The following is a 20,524-nucleotide window of genomic DNA, read 5'->3' as shown; positions in this document are numbered from 1 at the left end:
GATGTCAGAGATTGATGTAACTTTGTATTTTAAAGAGAAAGCAAAGGAAATTGAACAGGCCCTTGATACCTATCTGTCGCAAATGGAAATGTACCCGGAAGTTATTTATGAATCCATGCGGTACAGTTTGTTTGCCGGCGGCAAACGCTTGCGCCCTATTCTCGCGATTGCTGTTGCGGAAACGCTTGGCGTTTCCGCAATGTCGGCCATGCCTTTTGCCTGCGCCCTGGAAATGATTCATACGTATTCCCTGATTCATGATGATTTGCCTTGTATGGACGATGATGACTATCGGCGGGGCAAATTGACCAATCATAAAGTATTCGGCGACGGCATTGCCGTTTTGGCCGGAGACGCATTGCTGACATATGCGTTCGAATTAATGGCGCAATCGGTCCCCGCGGGGCTGGAAGGAATCGGCTTGCAGATGATCCGCGAGCTGGGCCAGGCTGCCGGCGTTCATGGCATGATCGGCGGTCAGGTGGCGGATATCATCAATGAAGGAAAGACGGCAAATGAGCGTTCCCTTGCATTTATTCATGCACATAAAACAGGTGCGCTGCTCACGGCATCTGTGCGCATGGGAGCCATTTTGGCAAAAGCGGACGCACATACTCTCGCAGCCTTGACGATCTATGCGAAAAACATTGGCCTTGCTTTCCAAATTGTCGATGACATACTTGATGTGGTCGGTGAAGAGGAGAAATTGGGGAAAACGGTCGGTGCGGATGCAAATTTGGAAAAGATGACATATCCATCCCTGTATGGAATTGAACAATCCAGACAAATGGTGTATCAATTGACAACGGATGCGATCGGACAGCTGCAGCAAATCGATTGCGACACGTCTCTCTTGCAAGCGATTGCCGTTTACCTGGTAGCGCGCGATCATTAAATCAAACAGCTTTAAATCCAATTATCAAGCAACCAATTCTAAATCAAACAGCAACTTCCAGTGTAAATCCCTCTCCTTCGGTTCATGATAAAACTGCAGGAGGGGGATTTTAAATATGACAATAGCCACGAAGATGCAGCAAACGATTGCTTCCGCAGAAAGCGTATGTGCCAGTCTGAAACAATTTTCGCTTGATACGGATGACAAACAAGCAAAACAAATGTACAACCAACTCGCCCAGACGATGGACAATTGTGTCATGACTTTAAAGTCGCGTTTTAATTACATGCAGCAACAGGAACCCCAATACCGGCAATCATAAGCAAAGGATGTTTGAGATGTGTTGAGAGCTTGTTGAAAGAACCGTATGGTCGCTCAACAGGCTCTTATCCGTTGAAAGGGGAACAACGTATGACCTTTGGAGCAAGTATCCTGATGATCCTTGTAAAAGCAGTTATCATCTTTGCCGTTGGATTTCTTACATTTCGAATCATGGGAAAACGGGCAGTTGCTGAAATGTCGGCGTTTGACATGGTTATGGTTGTGGTTCTTGGAACCATTTATGCAGCACCACTTTCCACAACGAGTATCCTGTCAACGGTGATTGCCGGACTCTCGCTGACAGGTACGTATCTTTTATTTTCCTACCTCATGCTCAATAATAAAATTCGGCGAACCGTAATGGCACAGCCGACCGTCTTGATACACAAGGGCAATATTAATGAAAACGGCATGAAACAAGCGAGAATTACAATACCTGAACTGCTTTCCGAATTGCGGACACACGGGTTGACAGCCGTGAGCGATGTGGAATTTGCCATTATGGAGGAAGTGGGAAAAATCAGCGTTATTCCCAAATCGTCCGAGCGTCCGGTACGCCCTTCTGATTTGATGCTTGCGACAAAACCGGAAGAATTACGAACACCTGTCATTGTCGAAGGGGAAATCATGGACGACAATTTGGTCCTTGCAGGATATTCCCGCAATTGGCTCGATCAGCAATTGAAAATGCAGGGCTTGGGAATCGATCAACTGGATTGCATCACATTGGCGGAAGTCGATGGAATCGGTACATTAAAAATTGACCGCAATGAAATGACATTAGGAATCGATCCCGGCGGGCAGCAATTTACCAGTGCAAAACAAGCGCAGCAAGGGACAATGAAACCGCCGCAACCACCGCAAATGGAAAGCCAAGTGACAAAAGACGCGTTACGAAATATGGAAAAAACATCAAACGAACCCAAAAAACAACCGCTGCAGCATAAATATTAACAGCATGAATCCTGAAATGTAGGGAAAACAATACTCTTGCACCACTCCAGATTCTAAGTTGGCAACACTGCGGGTGGTGTTGTTTTCTTTCGGGCGTGTCGTGTTATTGTATAAATACGTATGTACCTGATATAATGGCGTTGCAATCTGTCTTTGCAAAGGATTACAATAGACAGGTATGGAGAGCGAACAAGCAATGGATGAAAGAGGCGGTTTACGTGCTGCTAGAACGGGTAAATACTCCCGCTGATATAAAGCAATTCTCCCTTCCGGATTTGCATCGGCTGGCAGAAGAAATACGGCAATTTATTATCGACAGTGTGACAAAAACAGGCGGACATTTCGCGCCCAATTTGGGCGTTGTCGAATTGACGATCGCGTTGCATTATATTTTTGATTCGCCCTCTGACAAGATCATTTGGGATGTAGGTCATCAATCCTATGTACATAAGATATTGACCGGGCGCAAAGAAGGATTTCAGCATTTGCGCATGTACAAAGGAATGTCCGGGTTTCCCAAACGTTCGGAAAGTGAACATGATATGTTTGATACCGGGCATGCCAGCACGTCGATTTCTGCCGCTTTGGGAATGGCGATCGGGCGCGACTTGAAAGGCGAAAAAAATCAGGTGATCGCGGTCATCGGCGATGGTGCGATGACGGGCGGCATGGCGTTTGAAGCGTTGAATCACGCTGGCCATATCAAAAAGGATATGCTGGTCATTTTAAATGACAATGAAATGTCAATTTCCCCGAATGTCGGGGCGATCTCGAACTACCTGATGAAATTGCGGACAGATCCGTACTATTCCAGGGCGAAAGCGGACATTCAACATTTGTTGAATAAAATTCCGACAATCGGCGATAAAGTATTGAAAACATTGGAGCGCGTCAAAGACAGTCTGAAATATCTGATGGTTAGCGGCATGCTGTTTGAGGAAATCGGTTTCACCTATCTCGGACCGATTGATGGGCATGATCTGCCGTCGCTGATCGAATCCCTCAAACAGGCAAAACAGACGAAAGGTCCTGTATTGTTGCATGTGCTTACAAAAAAGGGCAAGGGATATGCCAGCGCGGAAGATGCGCCGGAAAAATTTCACGCAGTCAGCCCGCCAAAAGGCCCGACAGCCGTGAAATCACCGGCTCCAAGCTACGCAAGCATATTTGCAAATACGATGATCAGGCTGGCTGAGACGGATGAACGAGTCGTCGCCGTTACGCCTGCGATGTTGAGCGGCTCCGGCCTCAATGCCTTCTATAAGCAATTTCCCGACCGTTGCTACGATGTGGGAATCGCCGAACAACATGCGGCTACTTTGTGCGCAGGATTGGCTTGCAGCGGATTAAAGCCGGTATTGGCGATCTATTCCACATTTTTGCAGCGGGCATACGACCAAATGATTCATGACATTTGCATTCAAAATTTGCCGGTGGTATTTGCGGTGGATCGAGCCGGTCTTGTCGGTCCGGATGGAGAAACACACCAGGGAGCGTTTGATATCGCCTATATGCGTGCGATTCCCAATATCCAGATCATGATGCCGAAAGATGAAAATGAACTGCAGCACATGCTGTATACGGCTTTGCGGCAAAGTGGGCCTGTCGCCGTCCGTTACCCGCGCGCAGACGGCTTGGGCGTGCGGTTGGATCAGGAATTGAAAGAAATCCCAATGGGCAAAGCGGAAATCATCCGCGACGGAAAAGAATTGGCATTGCTGGCGTTGGGACCGATGGTGGAGTTGGCAAAACAGACGGCAGAACGGCTGGAAGCGGAAGGCATTCACCCGATGGTTGTCAATATGCGATTTGTAAAACCACTGGATCGGGAATTGCTGCTGGATTTGGCCAAGCGCAGAATGGGAATTGTCACATTGGAGGAAGCGTCGGTAGCAGGCGGTATGGGAAGCGCGGTTTTGGAATTTTATGCGCAACAGGGCATTACCGATATGAATGTGCATTTGCTGGGGCTTCCGGATCAATTTATTGAACATGGGTCGCGGGATGCATTGTTGGATTCTATCGGATTGAATGTGGACGGAATTGCAGAAGTTGTAAAAATGCAATGGCCCAAACGAAAAAAACGCGCATAGGAAAACGGGAATAGACAGAAACCCTCGATCCCTTTTACGATCGGGGGCTTTTGCTATCCGTCCGCAAAATAGCGAAAGAAAAGGAGATCTTCAGTGGCAGGAAGCAAGGAACGGCTTGATATTGTATTGGTCAATCGCGGATTTTATCCCAGTCGGGAACGGGCAAAAGCTGCAATCATGGCAGGACTGGTCGTTGTAAACGGTGAACGGATCGACAAAGCAGGCACAAAAGTTTTGCAAACGGCAGACATTGTCCTCAAAGGCGAAGTCCATCCGTATGTCAGCCGCGGCGGGCGCAAGCTGGAGCAAGCTCTCCGTTACTTTGGATTCGACATGTCGGAGAAAATCGTGATCGACATCGGCGTATCGACAGGCGGCTTTACCGATTGCGCCTTGCAACATGGCGCAGCACATGTGTATGCAGTCGATGTGGGCTATGGACAACTGGCTTGGTCGTTGCGGCAAGATCCGCGTGTGACCGTGATGGAACGAACCAATTTCCGGCATTTGAAATTGTCTGATCTCTCTGGGACAAGGCCGAATACAGCAGTTATGGACGTGTCTTTTATTTCCATCCGGTTATTAATGCCGATTATTTTTGACATATTAGAACCAGATGGCGTCCTTCTGACCCTGATCAAGCCACAGTTTGAAGCCGGTCGGGAAAAAGTTGGGAAACACGGCATTGTACGTGAAGCACAGACACATAAAGAAGTATTGCAAACGATCCTGCTCGCTGCAAAGCAGAATCATTTTACTGTCGAGGGGCTGACATTTTCGCCGATCACCGGCGGTGATGGAAATATTGAATTTCTGGCAAAACTTGTGAAGCAAGATCCGCCTGCAGGAGATTCGCCGGAGACACGGCGTTTGGAACAACAGCCGCCAACTTCTGATGATCTCCCGGAATGGATCGACCGTGTCGTCGAAGAGGCTCATCAAGCACTGGCAAAAAAGAATGAAGAAGAGTCATAAAAAGCGGCAGGAAATATTCACCTTACCTCGAAAAACAAAAGAATGAGGATAGAGGGCGGTGACAAGAATGATACAGACCCGCGATATTATGATCAGTATCATTCTGATTGTTGGATCCATTTACATCCTGTATCGCATGCTGGCAAAGAAAGCGGCTCGCGTGCGCAGGCTTGCAAAAAAACAAGGGAACAAAGCGGTGCCTGCCAAACGGTCAACAGAATTGGAAGCTCTTTTGGCATCACATGGTTATGAATCTATCCAACCGGCAGAACGCCATTTGGTAAACATTCAATACGGAGATAAGGAAATAAGCAGTTCGTTTCAAATCGATGGACTCGCCGAAAAAGCAGACAAGCTCTATGTTGTCAAAAAACGCTTGCAAAAGCCGGGGAATTCGCGATTGAACGGAGTTTCCATTCGGCAGGAACTATTCCCGCTGTTTTTGCTTTACCAGGCAGACGGTGTGTTGTTCGTAAATATAGAAACCGGACATTTGACGAAGGTGTCCTTTGATTTTGAACATCCTCTGATCGATCGCAAGAAAAGAGTCTGGAAAAAAAGCCTGGGATGGTTTTTGACCGGCTTGGTTTTGGGGATTTCTCTGGTCTTGTCAAAGAAATCCTAAAACGTAATTTGTTTGCATGTGTCGGCATTTTCAAAGGGATTTGCAAAAACAGGTGTTTCGAAGGTCGGAAAGGTCGTGGTGGCTTTGACTCGGATTGGTTTAATCGTCAATCGCTCCAAACCAAGAGCATTTGAGATTTCACGAGAAATCATTCAGATCATCGAGGGAAATGGCGAAAAAGTGTATGTGGAGGCTGAAACGGCAAAAGCTCTGGGCAGGTCGGATATTCAGTTGCCCGTTCATGAATTCGCCCATTCCGTCGATCTTGTGTTTGTTTTAGGCGGAGACGGTACGCTGCTAGGTGTCGCAAGACAGTTGGCGCATGCAAAATTGCCAGTTCTCGGAATCAATCTCGGGCATTTGGGATTTTTGGCGGAAGCGGAACCGAAAGATTTACATAAAGCAATCGAACGCATCATACGCAGGGATTATTCCTTGGAAGAACGCTTGATGCTCGAAGTGGAAGTGGTTCGGGAAGGAAAATCGATCGGTACATGGATTGGCTTAAACGATGTAGGGATTGCCAAACGCTCGTTCGGGCGGATGGTAAACGTACGGGTGTTCGTCGACTCGATGTACGTGGACGAATATAGCGGAGACGGAGTGATCGTTTCATCGCCAACCGGCTCGACGGCTTATTCCTTGTCATGTGGCGGTCCTATCGTCAGTCCCCAAATGAATGCGATTGTGGTTACGCCGATCAGCCCGCACACTCTCGTTTCCCGTCCGTTTTTAGTTTCAGGGGAACAGACGGTAAAAGTGGAAGTATGCAGTACGCATAACGATATTGGCCTAACGGTTGACGGTCAGGTCAATGTTCCAATCCAATGCAATGATGTGATACTGGTGCGCAAATCCACTTGCTCGACGTTGCTTGTAAAATGGCAGGAACGTGGGTTCTTCAATGTTTTGCGCACCAAACTTCATATGAATCCAATGAGTGAGCAGAGATGTGAGGGAAATGAATGAAGGGGCATAGACTTCTGAAAATCCGGGAATTGATCACACAACATGCAATCGAGACGCAAGAAGAATTGGTAGATATGTTGAGTGAGTTAGGGTTTACTGTGACACAGGCTACAGTTTCCAGAGATATCAAAGAACTCCATTTGGTCAAAGTGCCGATGGACGATGGGAGATACAAGTATTCGCTGCCTGCGGAACCCAAATATAACCCGGAATTAAAGCTGAAACGATTGCTGATGGACGCATTTGTTACGATTGACCGGGCAAACAACTTAATCGTGATCCGCATGCTGCCAGGAAACGCACAAGCGGTCGGTGCATTGTTGGATGCCATGGACTGGGATATCATGGGTACCATTGCCGGAGACGATACGATTTTATTAATTTGCAAAACGAATGAAATGGCGGAAGACATTACAGAACGTATTTTAAATTATCTATAACATGCGTATCAAAAGGAGTGATACGTTAGATGCTGCAAGAATTATATGTTCGAAATTTTGCCTTGATTGAAGAAGTTCGTATCCGCTTTTCCAGTGGACTCAATATTCTGACGGGTGAAACAGGTGCCGGGAAGTCGATTGTGCTCGACGCCATCGGTATGATCATGGGTGGACGGGCCTCTGCCGATTTTGTTCGCACCGGCTGTGACAAAGCGATTGTGGAAGCTTCTTTTGATGTGGAGAAAGAAATGGTTTCTTCCATCGCAGCGATCTGTGAACAATACGGCATCGACTGGGATTTCTCGCAAAGTTTTATCCTGGTACGCGAAATCTCCGCCAGTGGAAAAACCACCAGCCGCTGCAATGGACGATTGGTAACAACGCAAGCGCTTCGACAGCTTACGGAATCTTTGATTCATGTCCATGGTCAACACGAACACCAAACCCTTCAACATGGGGAAGAACAATTGACCGTGATTGATCAATTTGGCGGTGAATCGCTGGAACCGTTGATTGACAAGATGAAGCAGCTATATGATACATATGCGAGTGTAAAGACCGCTTATGAAAAAGCAAAAATGGGCGAAAAAGAGCGGCAGCAGCGAATCGATATGCTTTCGTTTCAAGTAAATGAAATTGAAAGCATTGGCATCAAATCTGGCGAAGAAGAGCAATTGGAAACGGAGAAAAAACGCTTGGCGTCTGCCGAACGGTTGTATTCCGCCGCTTCCAATACATATGACCTATTGTACAGCGGTGCAAGCGGCGGCAGGCAAAAATCTCTGTTGGAGCTCATTCATCAAACGGTGCAAACGATGCAAAATGTCAAGCATTTGGATGAACCATTGGAGACAGTCGGCGAACTTTTGCAGTCGGCAGAATTGCAGTTGGAAGAAGCCACTTTTCAATTGCGGGAATATCGGGATAAAATCGAGTTTAATCCAAGCCGGCTGGATGTGATCGAAGACCGACTGGCAGCATATCATCGGCTTCAAAAGAAATACGGCGCAAATGCGGAGGAAATCCTTGCGTATTTGGAAACGATTCGGGCAGAATACAATCAACTTCTTCATCATGATCAAACACTTGCAGAATTTGAAATCAAGATTCGAGAGATGGAAAAGAGCGTTGCACATGCAGCCAAACAATTATCGGAACAGCGGAAACGCTTCGCATCCCAATTGGAAAAGCGCATGGAAACGGAACTGCAGGCACTTATGATGCCGCGCACACAATTTTCGATTCGGATTGAAGAAGTTTTGGATAAACGGGGTATCCTAATAGAAGAGAGAAATGTTCGTGTCTCTTCATCAGGTATAGACCACGTAGAATTTTTGTTTTCCCCGAATCCGGGAGAACCTTTGCGTGCTTTGTCCAAAATTGCTTCAGGCGGAGAATTGTCGCGGACGATGTTGGCATTAAAAACCGTTCTGGCAGACCGTGACGGCATCCCGACACTCATTTTTGATGAAGTGGACACCGGGATTAGCGGTCGAGCCGCGCAATCAGTAGCAGAACGTCTGGCAATTTTGGCAAAAAGCAAACAAGTCTTATGTGTCACACATTTGCCACAGGTCGCTTGTATGGCCGATACGCATTTTTTGATTGCCAAATTCTCTACGGCTGATCGTACGCGAACGGATGTAACTCCGTTATCACAAGAGCAGCAAGTGGAAGAATTGGCGAGAATGCTAAGCGGTGCAGAATTGACAGATACGACTCGCCAACATGCATTGGAAATGCTGCACTTTGCCAAAGAAGTCAAGGCAAGCTGAAGTTTCCTCTTGCAGAACAGCCGTGATCGAAAAAGGCTTTGGCAGTTTTGTTCGTGGGAAGTGTGGAAAAGCTGATGAAGCAGGCAGACCTTTCAAGGTCTGTTTTTTTTTCACTTTACATGTATGGATTACACGTTGGTGGCATGTTTTTCGTCGGATGGTCGACCTATTTAATGGGTAGGTTATTAGCACAACTCCATTCACTATTGTTTCTGCTAACAGCGGAGGTGTAGACCGGGAAGAGGAGCGTGAATTGCTTGGAAACATTTCAGCTAAAAAAACGAATCGGCCTCATTGTCTCAGGATTGTTTTTAGCACTTTGTTGGTCCCCGCCCGTTCAACATCTCATCGGCACACCGGACCAATTGATGATGAAACAAGGAACACATAGGAATTTGAATCTGGACATGCCTGTGAGTGCGACAGTCACGAGTACAGATGACAAAGTGGTGGCGGTAAACGGACAACATGCGCGAGAAGTGTTGGCAGATTTGCGTCAACCTTTACATTTACAATCCGAATCGACAGGCAATACGAGCGTTGTTCTTAAATTATTCGGGGTTATACCGTTGAAAACAGTACAAGTGCATGTGGTGCCAGACTTGAAAGTCATTCCCGGCGGTCAATCGATTGGTGTCAAAATCCATTCAAAAGGAATTATGGTTGTTGGATACAATTTGGTACGCGATGGTGTAAAAACAATATCACCGGCAGAACAAGCCAATATTCGCATCGGTGATGTCATAACAGAAATTGATGGAAAAACAGTAAAAAACGTCGATCAAGTCGCGAAATGGATTCAACAAGCGGGCGAGAATCATCAAGAGATGGTGCTTACCATTCAAAGACATGAAGAGTTGGTCAAAACCAAGCTATTGCCCATTCTTGATAAAGAAAGCAATCGCTATCGGATCGGATTGTATATTCGCGATTCGGCAGCCGGTGTTGGAACGTTAACATTTTATGATCCCAAACATCACGTGTTTGGAGCATTGGGTCATGTGATTACAGATGCGGATACCGGTCAGCCGATTCAAGGAACCGGAAAAGTGATACATGCCAGCGTAACCTCCATCAATAAAGGCGAAAGTGGTCAACCCGGCGAAAAACGGGGAGTATTTATTGACGAAGATCATGTATTAGGTGAAATCAAGAAAAACAGTGACTTTGGCGTCTTTGGCAGCATGCAGGACAACCCGGATCATGCCTATGCGTCAAAAGAGGTTCCGATTGCTTTGCCGGATGAGGTTCATGTAGGTCCTGCAAAAATTTTAACGGTTATCAAAGGACAGAAAGTAGAACAATTCGATATTCAGATCGTAAACGTGTTTAAACAAGAGAGCCCGGCGACAAAAAGCATGGTACTCAAAGTTACAGATCCCCGCTTGCTCAATAAAACAGGGGGAATTGTACAAGGCATGAGCGGAAGTCCCATTTTACAGGACGGAAAATTAGTCGGCGCTGTTACACATGTGTTTGTCAATGATCCGACACAAGGATATGGAGTTTATATCGAATGGATGTTAAATGAAGCGGGCGTTCAAACGCGGGAATCACAAACAGGTGCAACTGCTTCCGTTCCAAACACACTTGTACATGCAGATGCTTCCTGAATCGGCGCTTCAAAAGAAATTGGTTGTAAATCGATGCGATTTGAATATATTGGAATGCAAGAGAATAAATAAACAATCCTAGTTAAAATTAAATTAAATTAAATAAACGGCCAGAAGTGAAATTAACAAACAGAAGTGAAATTAAGATCGAAATAAAATGTAATCTAATCGAAAATTACAAACAGAAAAATAAGCCCCCTGGATGGGGCGTTTTTTATTCATTCGAATCCTTTTAATAAGGAAATGGCTTGCTGATAAGGAACGACATTTTGTAAGAAACATGGGGCTGTTTGAAAAAATTTCCGGTGGGAAAATTCGTTTTGAAATCTTTATTAATCTTTTAGAAATGCAGAAAAAAACCGACAAAAAGATGTGATTGCGTGTAGATTTTTCGACAAATTATCGATATTCTAGTGTAAGAGCAAGAATTATTAAACACGGTATCACTATATGTGGATTGAGAGAAAATGGTTGTTGAAGATTTATTGTAGAATTCCGTCAGATAATATTTCCAATATTTCGAAATGATTTTGAAGGATGAAACCTATCTTTGTCGAATATTTTTCAAGGTGAATGAAATGCACATTTATGAATTGTACATACACGATTTTATGACATGTACATACACGATGTTGATACAGAAGTGAATGATGATTGACTATTTATTTTCACCCAAGAACGATCATACATAAGGCGAACTTATATGAATTGAGGAGGACTAAGGGTGCGTCAAATACAAGTCTTAATTGCGGATGACAACAAGGAATTTGCTGAGTTGCTAAAGGAATTTGTAATGGAGCAAGAGGATATGGATGTAATGGCTGTCGTTCACAACGGCCAGGATGTTTTGGACTATATTGAACATGTGGTGCCAGATGTAATTATTCTGGATATTATCATGCCTGTATTAGACGGAATAGGCGTTTTGGAAAAAATACAGGCGATGAACATATTCCCTGTACCGCAAATCATCATGTTAACCGCTTTTGGTCAAGAGAATATCACAAAACGTGCAGTAGAACTTGGCGCTGCGTATTACATTCTAAAACCTTTTGATATGGACATTTTAGCGAACCGGATTCGGCAAGTCGTTCGCAATACTGCACAGGTTTCAAATTCCCCTGTTCAGGCTCAGGCTACGATTCCTACCGTTATTTCCAATGTCATGCGTTCCAATCACGGCTCAGCAAGACAATCCAATGTACGCAACACAGTCGACGCCAACATCACGACGATCATTCATGAAATCGGTGTGCCTGCACACATCAAAGGCTATCATTATCTAAGAGAAGCGATCGGCATGGTCTTCCGCGATGTGGAGATCCTCGGCTCGATCACCAAAGTCTTATATCCCAAAATCGCCGACAAATACAACACTACTCCAAGCCGTGTGGAGCGCGCTATTCGCCATGCCATCGAAGTCGCCTGGGGCCGCGGCAACAGCGAAGCGATCCGCAATGTATTCGGATACACGGTCAGCATGAGCAAGGCAAAACCTACCAATTCGGAATTTATAGCGATGGTGGCGGATAAGCTAAGGATAGAGGCAAAAATCTCGTAAGCCGCGCCACGACTGGGCTGACGGTGTTCGTATTCGATGCGAACACCCCAAAAAGCCTTCCAACTGGAAGGTACAACTGTGACAAACTTTTTCGCGCCATAGCGACGAACTCCAGCCATTCCGATGAATTGGTGTTAGTTTAGCTCTGGATGGTGGGGAAGTCAAGTGGTCATCAAAAATGTAAAAAAGCCTATGCATTCGGTTGTTTTAATTCTTCAAGAAGTTAGATGTCTTCCCCTTTAACCTTGGGTTAAGGGCAAATTGATTTTTTGTAATTCAGTTATGAGTGCGGAGTGTTGACGGTGTCATACAAACTCCAGTATAATAAAGGCAACAGATCCCACCACGCCTCTTAACAATGCGTACCAAGGTGGGCCTTTTTTTATCCGGAGGAATCTATGGAACAAAATCCCTTTCTTTCACTTAAGCCTCCTGCTACGTTTGAAGAACAGATACAAATTTTAAAGAGTCGGGGTCTCATTATTGAAGATGAAGATTTCGCAATCCGAACGTTAAAGAAAATCAATTACTACCGCCTCAGCGCATATGGATTAAGTCTCAAGCAAAATGACCAATACCAACCGGGCGTAACATTTAATCAAATCTACGCATTGTATGAATTTGACCATCTCTTTTCGAAAAATACGAAGGAAAAATACCTATCTGGGTAGCCGTTGAAGTATTGTCATTTGGAGCACTATCAAAACTTTTTTCCAATATGAAAAACGAAGATAGAAGTCATATTGCTAAAAACAATTATCCAGTACCTGCAATCTATCTTGAAAGTTGGCTAAAATGTCTGTCCTATGTGCGTAATATTTTTGCACACTATGGTAGACTTTATAATCGACCGCTTACAAGTAAACCGAGACTGGATCAAAAGTCCAAAAAACTAGGAATTCAACAAAATAAAATTTTTGCGCACTTATATATACTTAAGGAAATGATTCCTGATCGAAGTAGATGGAGAGACTTTATTACCCGGTTAGAGGCATTATTTTCAGAGTATAAGGATGTTTTAGAATTAGGCCGAATTGGTTTCCCTGAAGATTGGGAAGCAATTTTAATAAAAAGGAAATAAGCAAGGCATCAAAACAATGGAATATCAGGGTTAAAATGGTTTCGAAAAACACCTTGGAAAATACGATTCAAGAAAATCCTTTTTTGTGTCTATTTCAGCGAACACCGCCACATCCCGTCTATAGACCTGTCCAGTCATGAGGAGAAGATATCTTTAATCATTTGGATAAATAAGGTAAAAATTCTATGGTAGTATAGGGTAAAAAAGGATTTTTCAAGAGAATTACAAACAATTAATCAGGTAGGGGAAAACTTTCAGAAGCAGGGAATAAATCGTTTCTTAAGACACATTTTCCGGATGCGTATAGGTGGAGGCACTATGGCAAAAAGGCGTGATGAATCGGCTCAATTGAAATTGGATATTTATGATCCTGATGAAATGGAACGTTTGCGGGCAGAAAACAATCGGTTGCAAGAACTGAATGTTAGATTAATGGCCGAAATTGAACGTTTGAAACAATTGCTCCATTCTGAAACGCATGAAAAGCGTTATTGTGATAACAAGTCTTTACCAGAGACGATGGCAAAGGAGTCAACTTGTTCGGAAAATGCTGCTGATTCGAGTATGGTGACAAAACAATCGAATATTGAAGAAAAAATCAGATTGTTTCGCAGTTACTTTAAAGGTAGGGAAGATGTTTACGCAGTACGCGGATTCGATAGAACGGGAAAACCAGCGTATTTTCCGCAAAAGGAATGGCTCGGAAAAGAAAATGGAAAAATCATTTGGGGTGATTTTCTGCCTTTGACGGATGAAGTCATCAAGTCCCATTTGCAGGAAGAGAATAGACCTGTTACAATCGGGATTTATCCGCTTTTGCTTGATGAGACATGCTGGTTTCTCGCGATCGATTTCGATAAAGCAAGCTGGCAGGAGGATACAGCGGCTTTTCTGCAAACTTGTGAAAAATTGAATGTTCCTGCTGCATTGGAACGTTCGCGCTCGGGGGAACGGGGGTCATGTGTGGATCTTTTTTAATAAGCCGGTCCCAGCCCGTACAGCGCGAATGTTAGGCAGCAGCCTATTGACCCTTACTTTGGAGAAACGCCATCAACTAGGTTTGGACTCGTATGACCGAATGTTTCCCAATCAGGATACACTACCGAAAGAGAAGAAACTTGGCAATTTGATTGCTTTGCCACTGCAAAGGTTGCCAGGCAAGGAAGGCAACGCTTTGTTTGTTGACAAACACTACGAGCCTTACAAAGATCAGTGGGTTTTCTTGTCCTCACTCAGAAAAATGACGTTATCTGAGGTGGAAGCAATTGTTCGCGAGGCAGAACGAAAAGGTGATGTCATTCGTATTGCAAAATCGGCAATGGAAGAAGAAGGTGAAATCAAACCTTGGAATTTGCCGATGGACAAGAAGAAACCACTTCTTCTGAAAGAACCGCTTCCTTCTTATATGAAATTTGTACTTAGCAACATGCTGTATGTGGACAAAGTGGGTTTGTCATCTTCACAAATCAACCAGTTTATTCGTATGGCTGCTTTTCAAAACCCCGAGTTTTATAAAGCTCAATCCATGCGGTCGCCGATATTGCTAACGGATCGCACATCTCATCTGGAATATTTCGAGAGTAAACTACAGGGGTTCGCCAAAAATGTTATCGTACTGCGTGGCGGAATGGGAAAAAAGCAGTGGAAGGCGATACAGGAACAGATTCGTTCTATTCCTGGCGATCAAGAACGAGTTCTGCTTGCCACCGGCCGATTTATTGGGGAAGGGTTCGATGATGCCCGCCTTGATACGCTGTTTTTGGTGATGCCGATTTCCTGGAAGGGAACGTTGCAACAATACGCAGGCAGACTTCATCGACTTTACGAGGGAAAACACGAGGTTCAAGTTTACGATTATGTGGATATTCAGGTTCCCACGTTTATGCGTATGTACAAGAAGAGGTTGAAAGGATACCATGCGATGGGGTACAGCGAGCAGGCGATAACATTCCAAGTCTGATTAACTCAAAATCCTTACGCTGGCAAAAACCAAGGTTGGTTATGCGTACGCCGGTGAAAGTATAAGTTTGTTGTGAGTATAAAATGATAAACTTCAACATGGATCGGATTCGGCTTTTCCATAGTGGCATAACATAAGCCGGCGGGTGATTCCAAAAGATGATCAATGTCTTTTGTCGGTATAACTTGTGGTATAATTATAATTACGAAATCGCGGCGTAATTGGGTGGTGAATACGAATGGAGCAGATTCAATCTCCGGAAGAATTAATGGATAAAATCGAAAAAATGAACAGGGATAATTCTGTTTGTCAAATACTGATTCCGGGCAAAGGAAAGTTCACCATTGTTCTTCAAGAAGAAGATTTTCAATCTATCGCTGTGGATGTAGAATCGGACAAAAAACTTAAGCAAATGATTCAGGACAGCCGGGAATCGTACAAAAAAGGAAACGCTATGACAACGACTGACTTCATCAAATCTCTTTCACCAAAGGATTTTGCCTAGTGAAAACAAATAGAGTGGTTTGGCCAGTGCCCGTCAGAGAAAAGCTTCTTTCCTTTCATGGCAGACATTTTACACCTGAGGAAACGCTTGATTTTATTGTGCAATTAATAATAGAAATAGAAGAGTTGCTTTTAAACCCGGTTCTAACGAAAACTTACACTGAAGAATTTGGGGAATATGAGGGAGTATCTCGTGTAGTTGTGCATGGATTCAGGGCTTATTATGAACAAATGGAAAATGATATTGTTGTGTTGGCAGTAAAGTTTCCTGGTGAGATATAGATAGAAATGTTGATCTATAATTTCATTGCAATAGAATTTTCTTTGAATTCAAATTGAAAAATATATCTTATTGAAAAATTGAATTAACTCCAATTTTCATCCTTGCTATCCGTTGTAGTTTTTTACAATTTAATAATGGTTATTCTGAATCGTTAGGTAACCGTATGACCAATATTTTCAGATTGAACAATCAGGCATACACTATCAAAATACAAATGTAATAAAAAATTAAGTAGTGGTGAAAACATGTTGCTTGATTGGATTATTGAAACAATTTTTGAAATTGTTATGTATATCATTGGTAATATAATTTTTGAAACGATTCGTAAAATCTCGTTTGCTATTTATGATGGTGTATATTGGGTAATTCGTAAAATTTACAAGATATTTAAAAATCGATAATTACGCTTTACGCGATTTCAACGCCCGATACAAAGTCGCCTTTGTAACGCCTGTCATTTCCGTTATTTCTGCGATACTATGCGCATTACTATCGTATAACTTTAACGCCTGTTCAACCTTTCGATGATCCGTTTTTGGGCGACCACCAACACGCCTACGCGCTCTAGTATATCGATTCAAAAATCCACTTAATATTTTTATATTTTGGTATAATAAGATCATCGAAAGATGATCGGAGAGATACCCATGGCACGTTCCAAAAAAGCAGCACTCTTGTTAAGTGAAGAAGATAAACAATACCTTCAAAAAATCTGTAATTCTCGAACCGAACAGGTGCGCCGTGTGGAGCGTGCAACGATTCTTCTTCACTATGCCGATGGGATGAGTTCGCCTCAGATTGCCAAACGGATGGGAATTAGCGTACCTAACACAGATACATGCATTAAGAAAGCACTCCAATTCGGTGTGAGACAAGCATTGGAAGATTTTAAACGTTCCGGTCGTCCGGTGGAATTAACACCGGAAGCCCGAGCGTGGATTGTGTCTCTCGCTTGTCAAAAACCTAAGGAACTGGGGTACTCATATGAATTGTGGACCATGAGCCTGCTTGCCCAACACGTTCGCCAACATGCAATGGCAGAAGGTCATCCCAGCGCAGCGCGAATGGCGAAAGGAACCGTTTCGCGCATCCTTTCGTCTCATGACCTGAAACCGCATAAAGTGTCGTATTACGTAGAGCGCAGAGATCCTGATTTCGATACCAAACGTGCGCAGGTGCTGCATGTCTATCAACAGGTCGAATGGAAGATCGAAAATGACAACTTTCAAATGTCCTGTGATGTTGTTGTCTCATACGATGAAAAACCTGGGATCCAAGCCATCGGGACAACTTCGCTTGACTTGCCGCCGGTTCCCGGTGAGCATCCGACGATTTCCCGAGATTATGAGTATGTGCGCCATGGTACAGTGACGCTCATGGCGGCTATCGATCTTGTTAGCGGCGAAGTACTCGGATCGGTTGTGGATCGCCATCGCAGTCGGGAATTTGTTGACTTTCTAAAAATGCTTGATACCCATTATGAACCAGACTTACGAATTCAAGTTGTTTTAGATAATCATTCCGCCCATACATCCAAGGAGACAAGAGCGTACTTAGATACGGTTCCCAATCGCTTCGAGTTCGTGTTCACTCCCAAGCATGGTTCTTGGCTCAACGTGATTGAAACTTTCTTTTCCAAAATGTCGCGCTCTTTCCTTCGCGGAATTCGGGTTGCGTCCAAGGAAGAATTAAAAGAACGGATTGAACTCTACTTGAAAGAAATCAATGCCAATCCGATTCCGTTTCGTTGGAAATATGGCATGGAATCTGCCGCAAAGTAGCATGTTCAATTTAAAGCTTATTTTTGAATCGATCTACTAGTCTGAAGGAGCTTCCCCGGGGTCGAAGAGCCAGGCATGTATACCAATGGTTACTTAGCAACTCGGGAGGCCCTGACGCTCTTCTACAGTCGAGTACTCTTTAGGAACAACTGCAGGAGTATGGCAGACAAGCGGTAAAACGTAAGGAAGCCAAATGGCAGTCAGGGAGTCGGATCGCCGCGTATTACCAATGAAGCCGGTGTAATGCTGGTGGAGGAAAGGCAGGCGACACAGAATCGATCTTGGTAAGGAAACATTTACCACACACCGAGGTGGAGAAGAATGGAAACGAAATTAGCAAGAATAGCAGAGATGGCCAAAGCCGACCCGAAGCTGCGGTTTACCTCCATCGGGCACTTCATTAACGCGCAAACGTTAATGGAAAGCCACAGAAAGATGAAATCGGAAAAGGCAACGGGTGTCGACGGAGTTACGAAAGAAGCGTACGAGGCAAATCTGGAAGCCAATGTGGAGAATCTGGAAAAGCGGTTGAGGCAGAAAAGCTACAGACCGCAACCCGCCAGTAGAACCTATATTCCCAAGGATGAGAAAAGCATGCGCACGCTTGGAATCCCTGCTTATGAAGACAAGCTGGTGCAAGACGCGCTGAAGAATGTGCTGGAAGCGATTTATGAACAAGACTTCATGAATTTCTCGTATGGATTCCGCCCGGGACGAAGCATGCACGATGCACTGAAGAAGCTGACTGTGATCATCGAACGAGGAAAAATAAACTACGTAGTGGATGCAGACATTAAGGGTTTCTTCAATCACGTCGACCACGAATGGTTAATGAAATTCCTGAACTTGCGAATAGGGGACCCGAACATCCACCGTCTGGTGAGACGTATGCTGAAAGCAGGTATACAAGAGGACGGCGAATTCGAGCCAACCGAAGAAGGTACTCCGCAAGGGTCGGTGGTTTCACCCATACTTGCGAACGTATATTTACATTACGTGCTGGATATCTGGTTTGCAGTGGCGGTGAAGAAGCATTGCAAGGGTCAGGCTGAAATGGTGCGTTTTGCCGATGATTTCGTATGCTGCTTCCAATATAGAGACGATGCAGAAAGATTCTATGCAGCACTTCGGAACAGGTTGAGTAAATTCAATCTTAGCATAGCGGAAGAGAAAACGAAAATCATCGAATTCGGACGTTTTGCGGAGACGAATAGGAAGAGGCGAGGGGAAGGAAAACCGGAAACATTCGTCTTTCTGGGATTCACCCATTACTGTTCCAAAAGCCAAAGGGGCGCTTTCCGCGTCAAACGTAAAACGAGCGGGAAGAAATTCAGACAAAAGATGAAAGCCATGAAGACGTGGATCAGGTTTAATCGGCACATGGAACAAGAGGAATTTCTCAGGACGATACGCTCCAAGCTAGCAGGACACTATCGCTACTACGGGATAACGGACAACTTCAAGATGATTCACTCCTTTTACGACCAAACGATTAATCTGATGTATAAGTGGCTAAACCGCAGAAGCCAGCGCAAAAGTTTTACTTGGGAGAATTTTCGAGAAATGCTTGGGAAATTCAAATTGCCAAAACCCAAAATCTACGTCAATATCTACGGCTAAACCAATCTGTGAATGATGATGTGAGGAGCCGTATGCGTGAATTGCGCACGTACGGATCTGTGAGGGGGAAGGGGCGCAAGCCGCGAACGGCGAGGCCCCGCCTACTCGACCACATATAATTATGCGGTCACTCCACAACTGGAATAGCCCACTCACCTCCACGTGATTTGTAGTTAACGAGGTACCCCTATGCGTTTAGAATAAAAAAAGTCGCTACAAGCACAACAATTTCATCCTGTTTTGTGCCTTGAGCGAAGCGAAAGGAATGGCAATAATTATGAGCAATGTTCTTTATGAAAAACGCGATGGCGTGGCCTATGTCACCCTCAATCGCCCCGAGGCGATGAATGCCATTGACGAGGCCACCAATGCGGAACTGGAGGAAGTATGGCGGGATTTCGCCGACGACGATGCCGTAGATGTGGCCATTCTCACCGGCAGCGGGCGGGCTTTTTGCGCTGGGGCCGATCTGAAGACCTTTATCCCCAAGTGGGAGGAAGCTAACATGCTGGATGTTCGCAAGAATATCCCCCATGGCCTCGGCGGTGGGCTGACTCGTGGGCAGCACCGTCTCTACAAGCCCATCATTGCCGCGATCAACGGCTATGCCATCGGCGCCGGCCTGGAAATCGCTCTGGCCTGTGATATCCGCATCGCTTCCGAAAAGGCCAAATTCGGTGTCTTCGAGGTACGCTATGGCCTGCACCAAGGCGATGGCGGCCTGGTCCGCCTGGTGGCTGTGGCCGGGATTGGCGTAGCCCTTGATCTCACCCTGACAGGGCGGGAGGTCTCAGTCCAGGAGGCGCTCGCACTAAGATTGGTCACCCGCATCGTGTCGTCGGAAGAATTGATGCAGGCCGCCGAGGAAACGGCGCGCATGATACGGCGCAACAGCCGCAATGCCGTTCGATCCGCCAAGGAGACCATCCTTGAACTGATTGGACGCCCACTGGATGACGGACTGAGGCTGGAGACGCTATACGGCTATTCGAGTCTAGGAGACTTCGCCGATGCCCGTGAGAGGCTCGCCCAGTTTGTAAAGAAATAGCCCTGTACCAGCAAAGCTGATACCAG

At 45.0% G+C, this 20,524-nt stretch carries 19 protein-coding genes and 1 pseudogene; 19 read left to right on the top strand and 1 reads right to left on the bottom strand.

Features of this window, described 5'->3' with window-relative positions; genetic code table 11:
* Position 1: 1 nt before the first annotated feature.
* The 16 genes and pseudogenes from LSG31_RS19995 (at position 2) to LSG31_RS19915 (ending at position 16,048) form a co-directional block, all read left to right on the top strand.
* Positions 2 to 895 (top strand): polyprenyl synthetase family protein, encoded by an 894-nt coding sequence (locus LSG31_RS19995; protein ID WP_347436791.1) that lies wholly within the window; start codon positions 2 to 4, stop codon positions 893 to 895.
* A 115-nt stretch (positions 896 to 1,010) separates the two neighbouring features.
* Positions 1,011 to 1,217: a DUF1657 domain-containing protein gene (locus tag LSG31_RS19990; RefSeq protein WP_347436790.1), complete on the top strand. Its 207-nt coding sequence runs from the start codon at positions 1,011 to 1,013 to the stop codon at positions 1,215 to 1,217.
* A gap of 89 nt (positions 1,218 to 1,306) precedes the next feature.
* A complete protein-coding gene (locus tag LSG31_RS19985) occupies positions 1,307 to 2,170 on the top strand; it encodes a DUF421 domain-containing protein (protein ID WP_347436789.1) in 864 nt (287 codons plus the stop codon).
* A gap of 218 nt (positions 2,171 to 2,388) precedes the next feature.
* Entirely contained in the window at positions 2,389 to 4,263 is a 1,875-nt protein-coding gene (dxs, locus tag LSG31_RS19980; protein ID WP_347436788.1) for a 1-deoxy-D-xylulose-5-phosphate synthase, read from the top strand.
* 93 nt (positions 4,264 to 4,356) lie between these two features.
* A complete protein-coding gene (locus LSG31_RS19975) occupies positions 4,357 to 5,238 on the top strand; it encodes a TlyA family RNA methyltransferase (RefSeq protein ID WP_347436787.1) in 882 nt (293 codons plus the stop codon).
* Between the two features lie 67 nt (positions 5,239 to 5,305).
* Complete coding sequence (locus LSG31_RS19970) at positions 5,306 to 5,863, top strand: hypothetical protein (protein ID WP_347436786.1); 558 nt, start codon at positions 5,306 to 5,308, stop codon at positions 5,861 to 5,863.
* A gap of 75 nt (positions 5,864 to 5,938) precedes the next feature.
* Entirely contained in the window at positions 5,939 to 6,832 is an 894-nt protein-coding gene (locus tag LSG31_RS19965) for an NAD(+)/NADH kinase (protein ID WP_347436785.1), read from the top strand.
* On the top strand, positions 6,829 to 7,272 hold the full coding sequence (gene ahrC, locus LSG31_RS19960; protein WP_347436784.1) for a transcriptional regulator AhrC/ArgR: 444 nt from the start codon (positions 6,829 to 6,831) through the stop codon (positions 7,270 to 7,272). The genes LSG31_RS19965 and ahrC overlap by 4 nt, the downstream gene beginning before the upstream one ends.
* A gap of 29 nt (positions 7,273 to 7,301) precedes the next feature.
* Positions 7,302 to 9,047, top strand: coding sequence for a DNA repair protein RecN (recN, locus tag LSG31_RS19955; RefSeq protein WP_347436783.1), 1,746 nt, complete (start codon positions 7,302 to 7,304; stop codon positions 9,045 to 9,047).
* 248 nt (positions 9,048 to 9,295) lie between these two features.
* Positions 9,296 to 10,660 (top strand): SpoIVB peptidase, encoded by a 1,365-nt coding sequence (gene spoIVB, locus LSG31_RS19950; protein WP_347436782.1) that lies wholly within the window; start codon positions 9,296 to 9,298, stop codon positions 10,658 to 10,660.
* Between the two features lie 724 nt (positions 10,661 to 11,384).
* On the top strand, positions 11,385 to 12,221 hold the full coding sequence (gene spo0A, locus LSG31_RS19945) for a sporulation transcription factor Spo0A (protein WP_347436781.1): 837 nt from the start codon (positions 11,385 to 11,387) through the stop codon (positions 12,219 to 12,221).
* Positions 12,222 to 12,619: 398 nt separating this feature from the next.
* Positions 12,620 to 12,892, top strand: coding sequence for an Abi family protein (locus LSG31_RS19940; RefSeq protein ID WP_347436780.1), 273 nt, complete (start codon positions 12,620 to 12,622; stop codon positions 12,890 to 12,892).
* Positions 12,893 to 12,903: 11 nt separating this feature from the next.
* Entirely contained in the window at positions 12,904 to 13,302 is a 399-nt protein-coding gene (locus LSG31_RS19935) for an Abi family protein (RefSeq protein WP_347436779.1), read from the top strand.
* Between the two features lie 297 nt (positions 13,303 to 13,599).
* A pseudogene (locus LSG31_RS23435) lies at positions 13,600 to 15,262 on the top strand (DEAD/DEAH box helicase).
* A gap of 238 nt (positions 15,263 to 15,500) precedes the next feature.
* Positions 15,501 to 15,767, top strand: coding sequence for a hypothetical protein (locus tag LSG31_RS19920; protein ID WP_347436776.1), 267 nt, complete (start codon positions 15,501 to 15,503; stop codon positions 15,765 to 15,767).
* Positions 15,767 to 16,048, top strand: coding sequence for a hypothetical protein (locus LSG31_RS19915; protein ID WP_347436775.1), 282 nt, complete (start codon positions 15,767 to 15,769; stop codon positions 16,046 to 16,048). Before LSG31_RS19920 ends, LSG31_RS19915 begins: the two co-directional genes overlap by 1 nt.
* 402 nt (positions 16,049 to 16,450) lie before the next feature.
* On the opposite strand, the gene LSG31_RS19910 is transcribed toward LSG31_RS19915, so the two are convergent.
* On the bottom strand, positions 16,451 to 16,672 hold the full coding sequence (locus tag LSG31_RS19910; protein ID WP_347436774.1) for a helix-turn-helix domain-containing protein: 222 nt from the start codon (positions 16,670 to 16,672) through the stop codon (positions 16,451 to 16,453).
* A 24-nt stretch (positions 16,673 to 16,696) separates the two neighbouring features.
* Here LSG31_RS19910 and LSG31_RS19905 point away from each other — a divergent pair, with 24 nt between their 5' ends.
* From LSG31_RS19905 to LSG31_RS19895, 3 genes are all read left to right on the top strand, one after another.
* The gene (locus LSG31_RS19905; RefSeq protein ID WP_347436773.1) at positions 16,697 to 17,830 is read left to right on the top strand and encodes an IS630 family transposase; all 1,134 of its coding nucleotides are present in this window, start codon (positions 16,697 to 16,699) and stop codon (positions 17,828 to 17,830) included.
* Positions 17,831 to 18,151: 321 nt separating this feature from the next.
* The gene (gene ltrA, locus LSG31_RS19900; protein ID WP_347436772.1) at positions 18,152 to 19,450 is read left to right on the top strand and encodes a group II intron reverse transcriptase/maturase; all 1,299 of its coding nucleotides are present in this window, start codon (positions 18,152 to 18,154) and stop codon (positions 19,448 to 19,450) included.
* A gap of 277 nt (positions 19,451 to 19,727) precedes the next feature.
* The gene (locus tag LSG31_RS19895; RefSeq protein WP_347436771.1) at positions 19,728 to 20,498 is read left to right on the top strand and encodes an enoyl-CoA hydratase/isomerase family protein; all 771 of its coding nucleotides are present in this window, start codon (positions 19,728 to 19,730) and stop codon (positions 20,496 to 20,498) included.
* Positions 20,499 to 20,524: the final 26 nt, after the last annotated feature.

This window comes from Fodinisporobacter ferrooxydans, from assembly GCF_022818495.1.
Classification (GTDB): Bacteria; Bacillota; Bacilli; order Tumebacillales; family MYW30-H2; genus Fodinisporobacter; species Fodinisporobacter ferrooxydans.
Note: the sequence above shows the minus strand (reverse complement) of the source record. Positions and strands in the feature narration are given on the sequence as shown.

What these genes read in the sequence shown, in the direction of transcription:
- LSG31_RS19905 (WP_347436773.1), top strand. Translation starts at nt 16,697, where the DNA reads ATGGCACGTTCCAAAAAAGCAGCACTCTTGTTAAGTGAAGAAGATAAA.
- LSG31_RS19910 (WP_347436774.1), bottom strand. Translation starts at nt 16,672, where the DNA reads ATGATCTTATTATACCAAAATATAAAAATATTAAGTGGATTTTTGAAT.
- LSG31_RS19990 (WP_347436790.1), top strand. Translation starts at nt 1,011, where the DNA reads ATGACAATAGCCACGAAGATGCAGCAAACGATTGCTTCCGCAGAAAGC.
- ahrC (WP_347436784.1), top strand. Translation starts at nt 6,829, where the DNA reads ATGAAGGGGCATAGACTTCTGAAAATCCGGGAATTGATCACACAACAT.
- ltrA (WP_347436772.1), top strand. Translation starts at nt 18,152, where the DNA reads ATGGAAACGAAATTAGCAAGAATAGCAGAGATGGCCAAAGCCGACCCG.
- LSG31_RS19920 (WP_347436776.1), top strand. Translation starts at nt 15,501, where the DNA reads ATGGAGCAGATTCAATCTCCGGAAGAATTAATGGATAAAATCGAAAAA.
- LSG31_RS19895 (WP_347436771.1), top strand. Translation starts at nt 19,728, where the DNA reads ATGAGCAATGTTCTTTATGAAAAACGCGATGGCGTGGCCTATGTCACC.
- LSG31_RS19970 (WP_347436786.1), top strand. Translation starts at nt 5,306, where the DNA reads ATGATACAGACCCGCGATATTATGATCAGTATCATTCTGATTGTTGGA.
- LSG31_RS19985 (WP_347436789.1), top strand. Translation starts at nt 1,307, where the DNA reads ATGACCTTTGGAGCAAGTATCCTGATGATCCTTGTAAAAGCAGTTATC.
- LSG31_RS19940 (WP_347436780.1), top strand. Translation starts at nt 12,620, where the DNA reads ATGGAACAAAATCCCTTTCTTTCACTTAAGCCTCCTGCTACGTTTGAA.
- LSG31_RS19995 (WP_347436791.1), top strand. Translation starts at nt 2, where the DNA reads ATGTCAGAGATTGATGTAACTTTGTATTTTAAAGAGAAAGCAAAGGAA.
- recN (WP_347436783.1), top strand. Translation starts at nt 7,302, where the DNA reads ATGCTGCAAGAATTATATGTTCGAAATTTTGCCTTGATTGAAGAAGTT.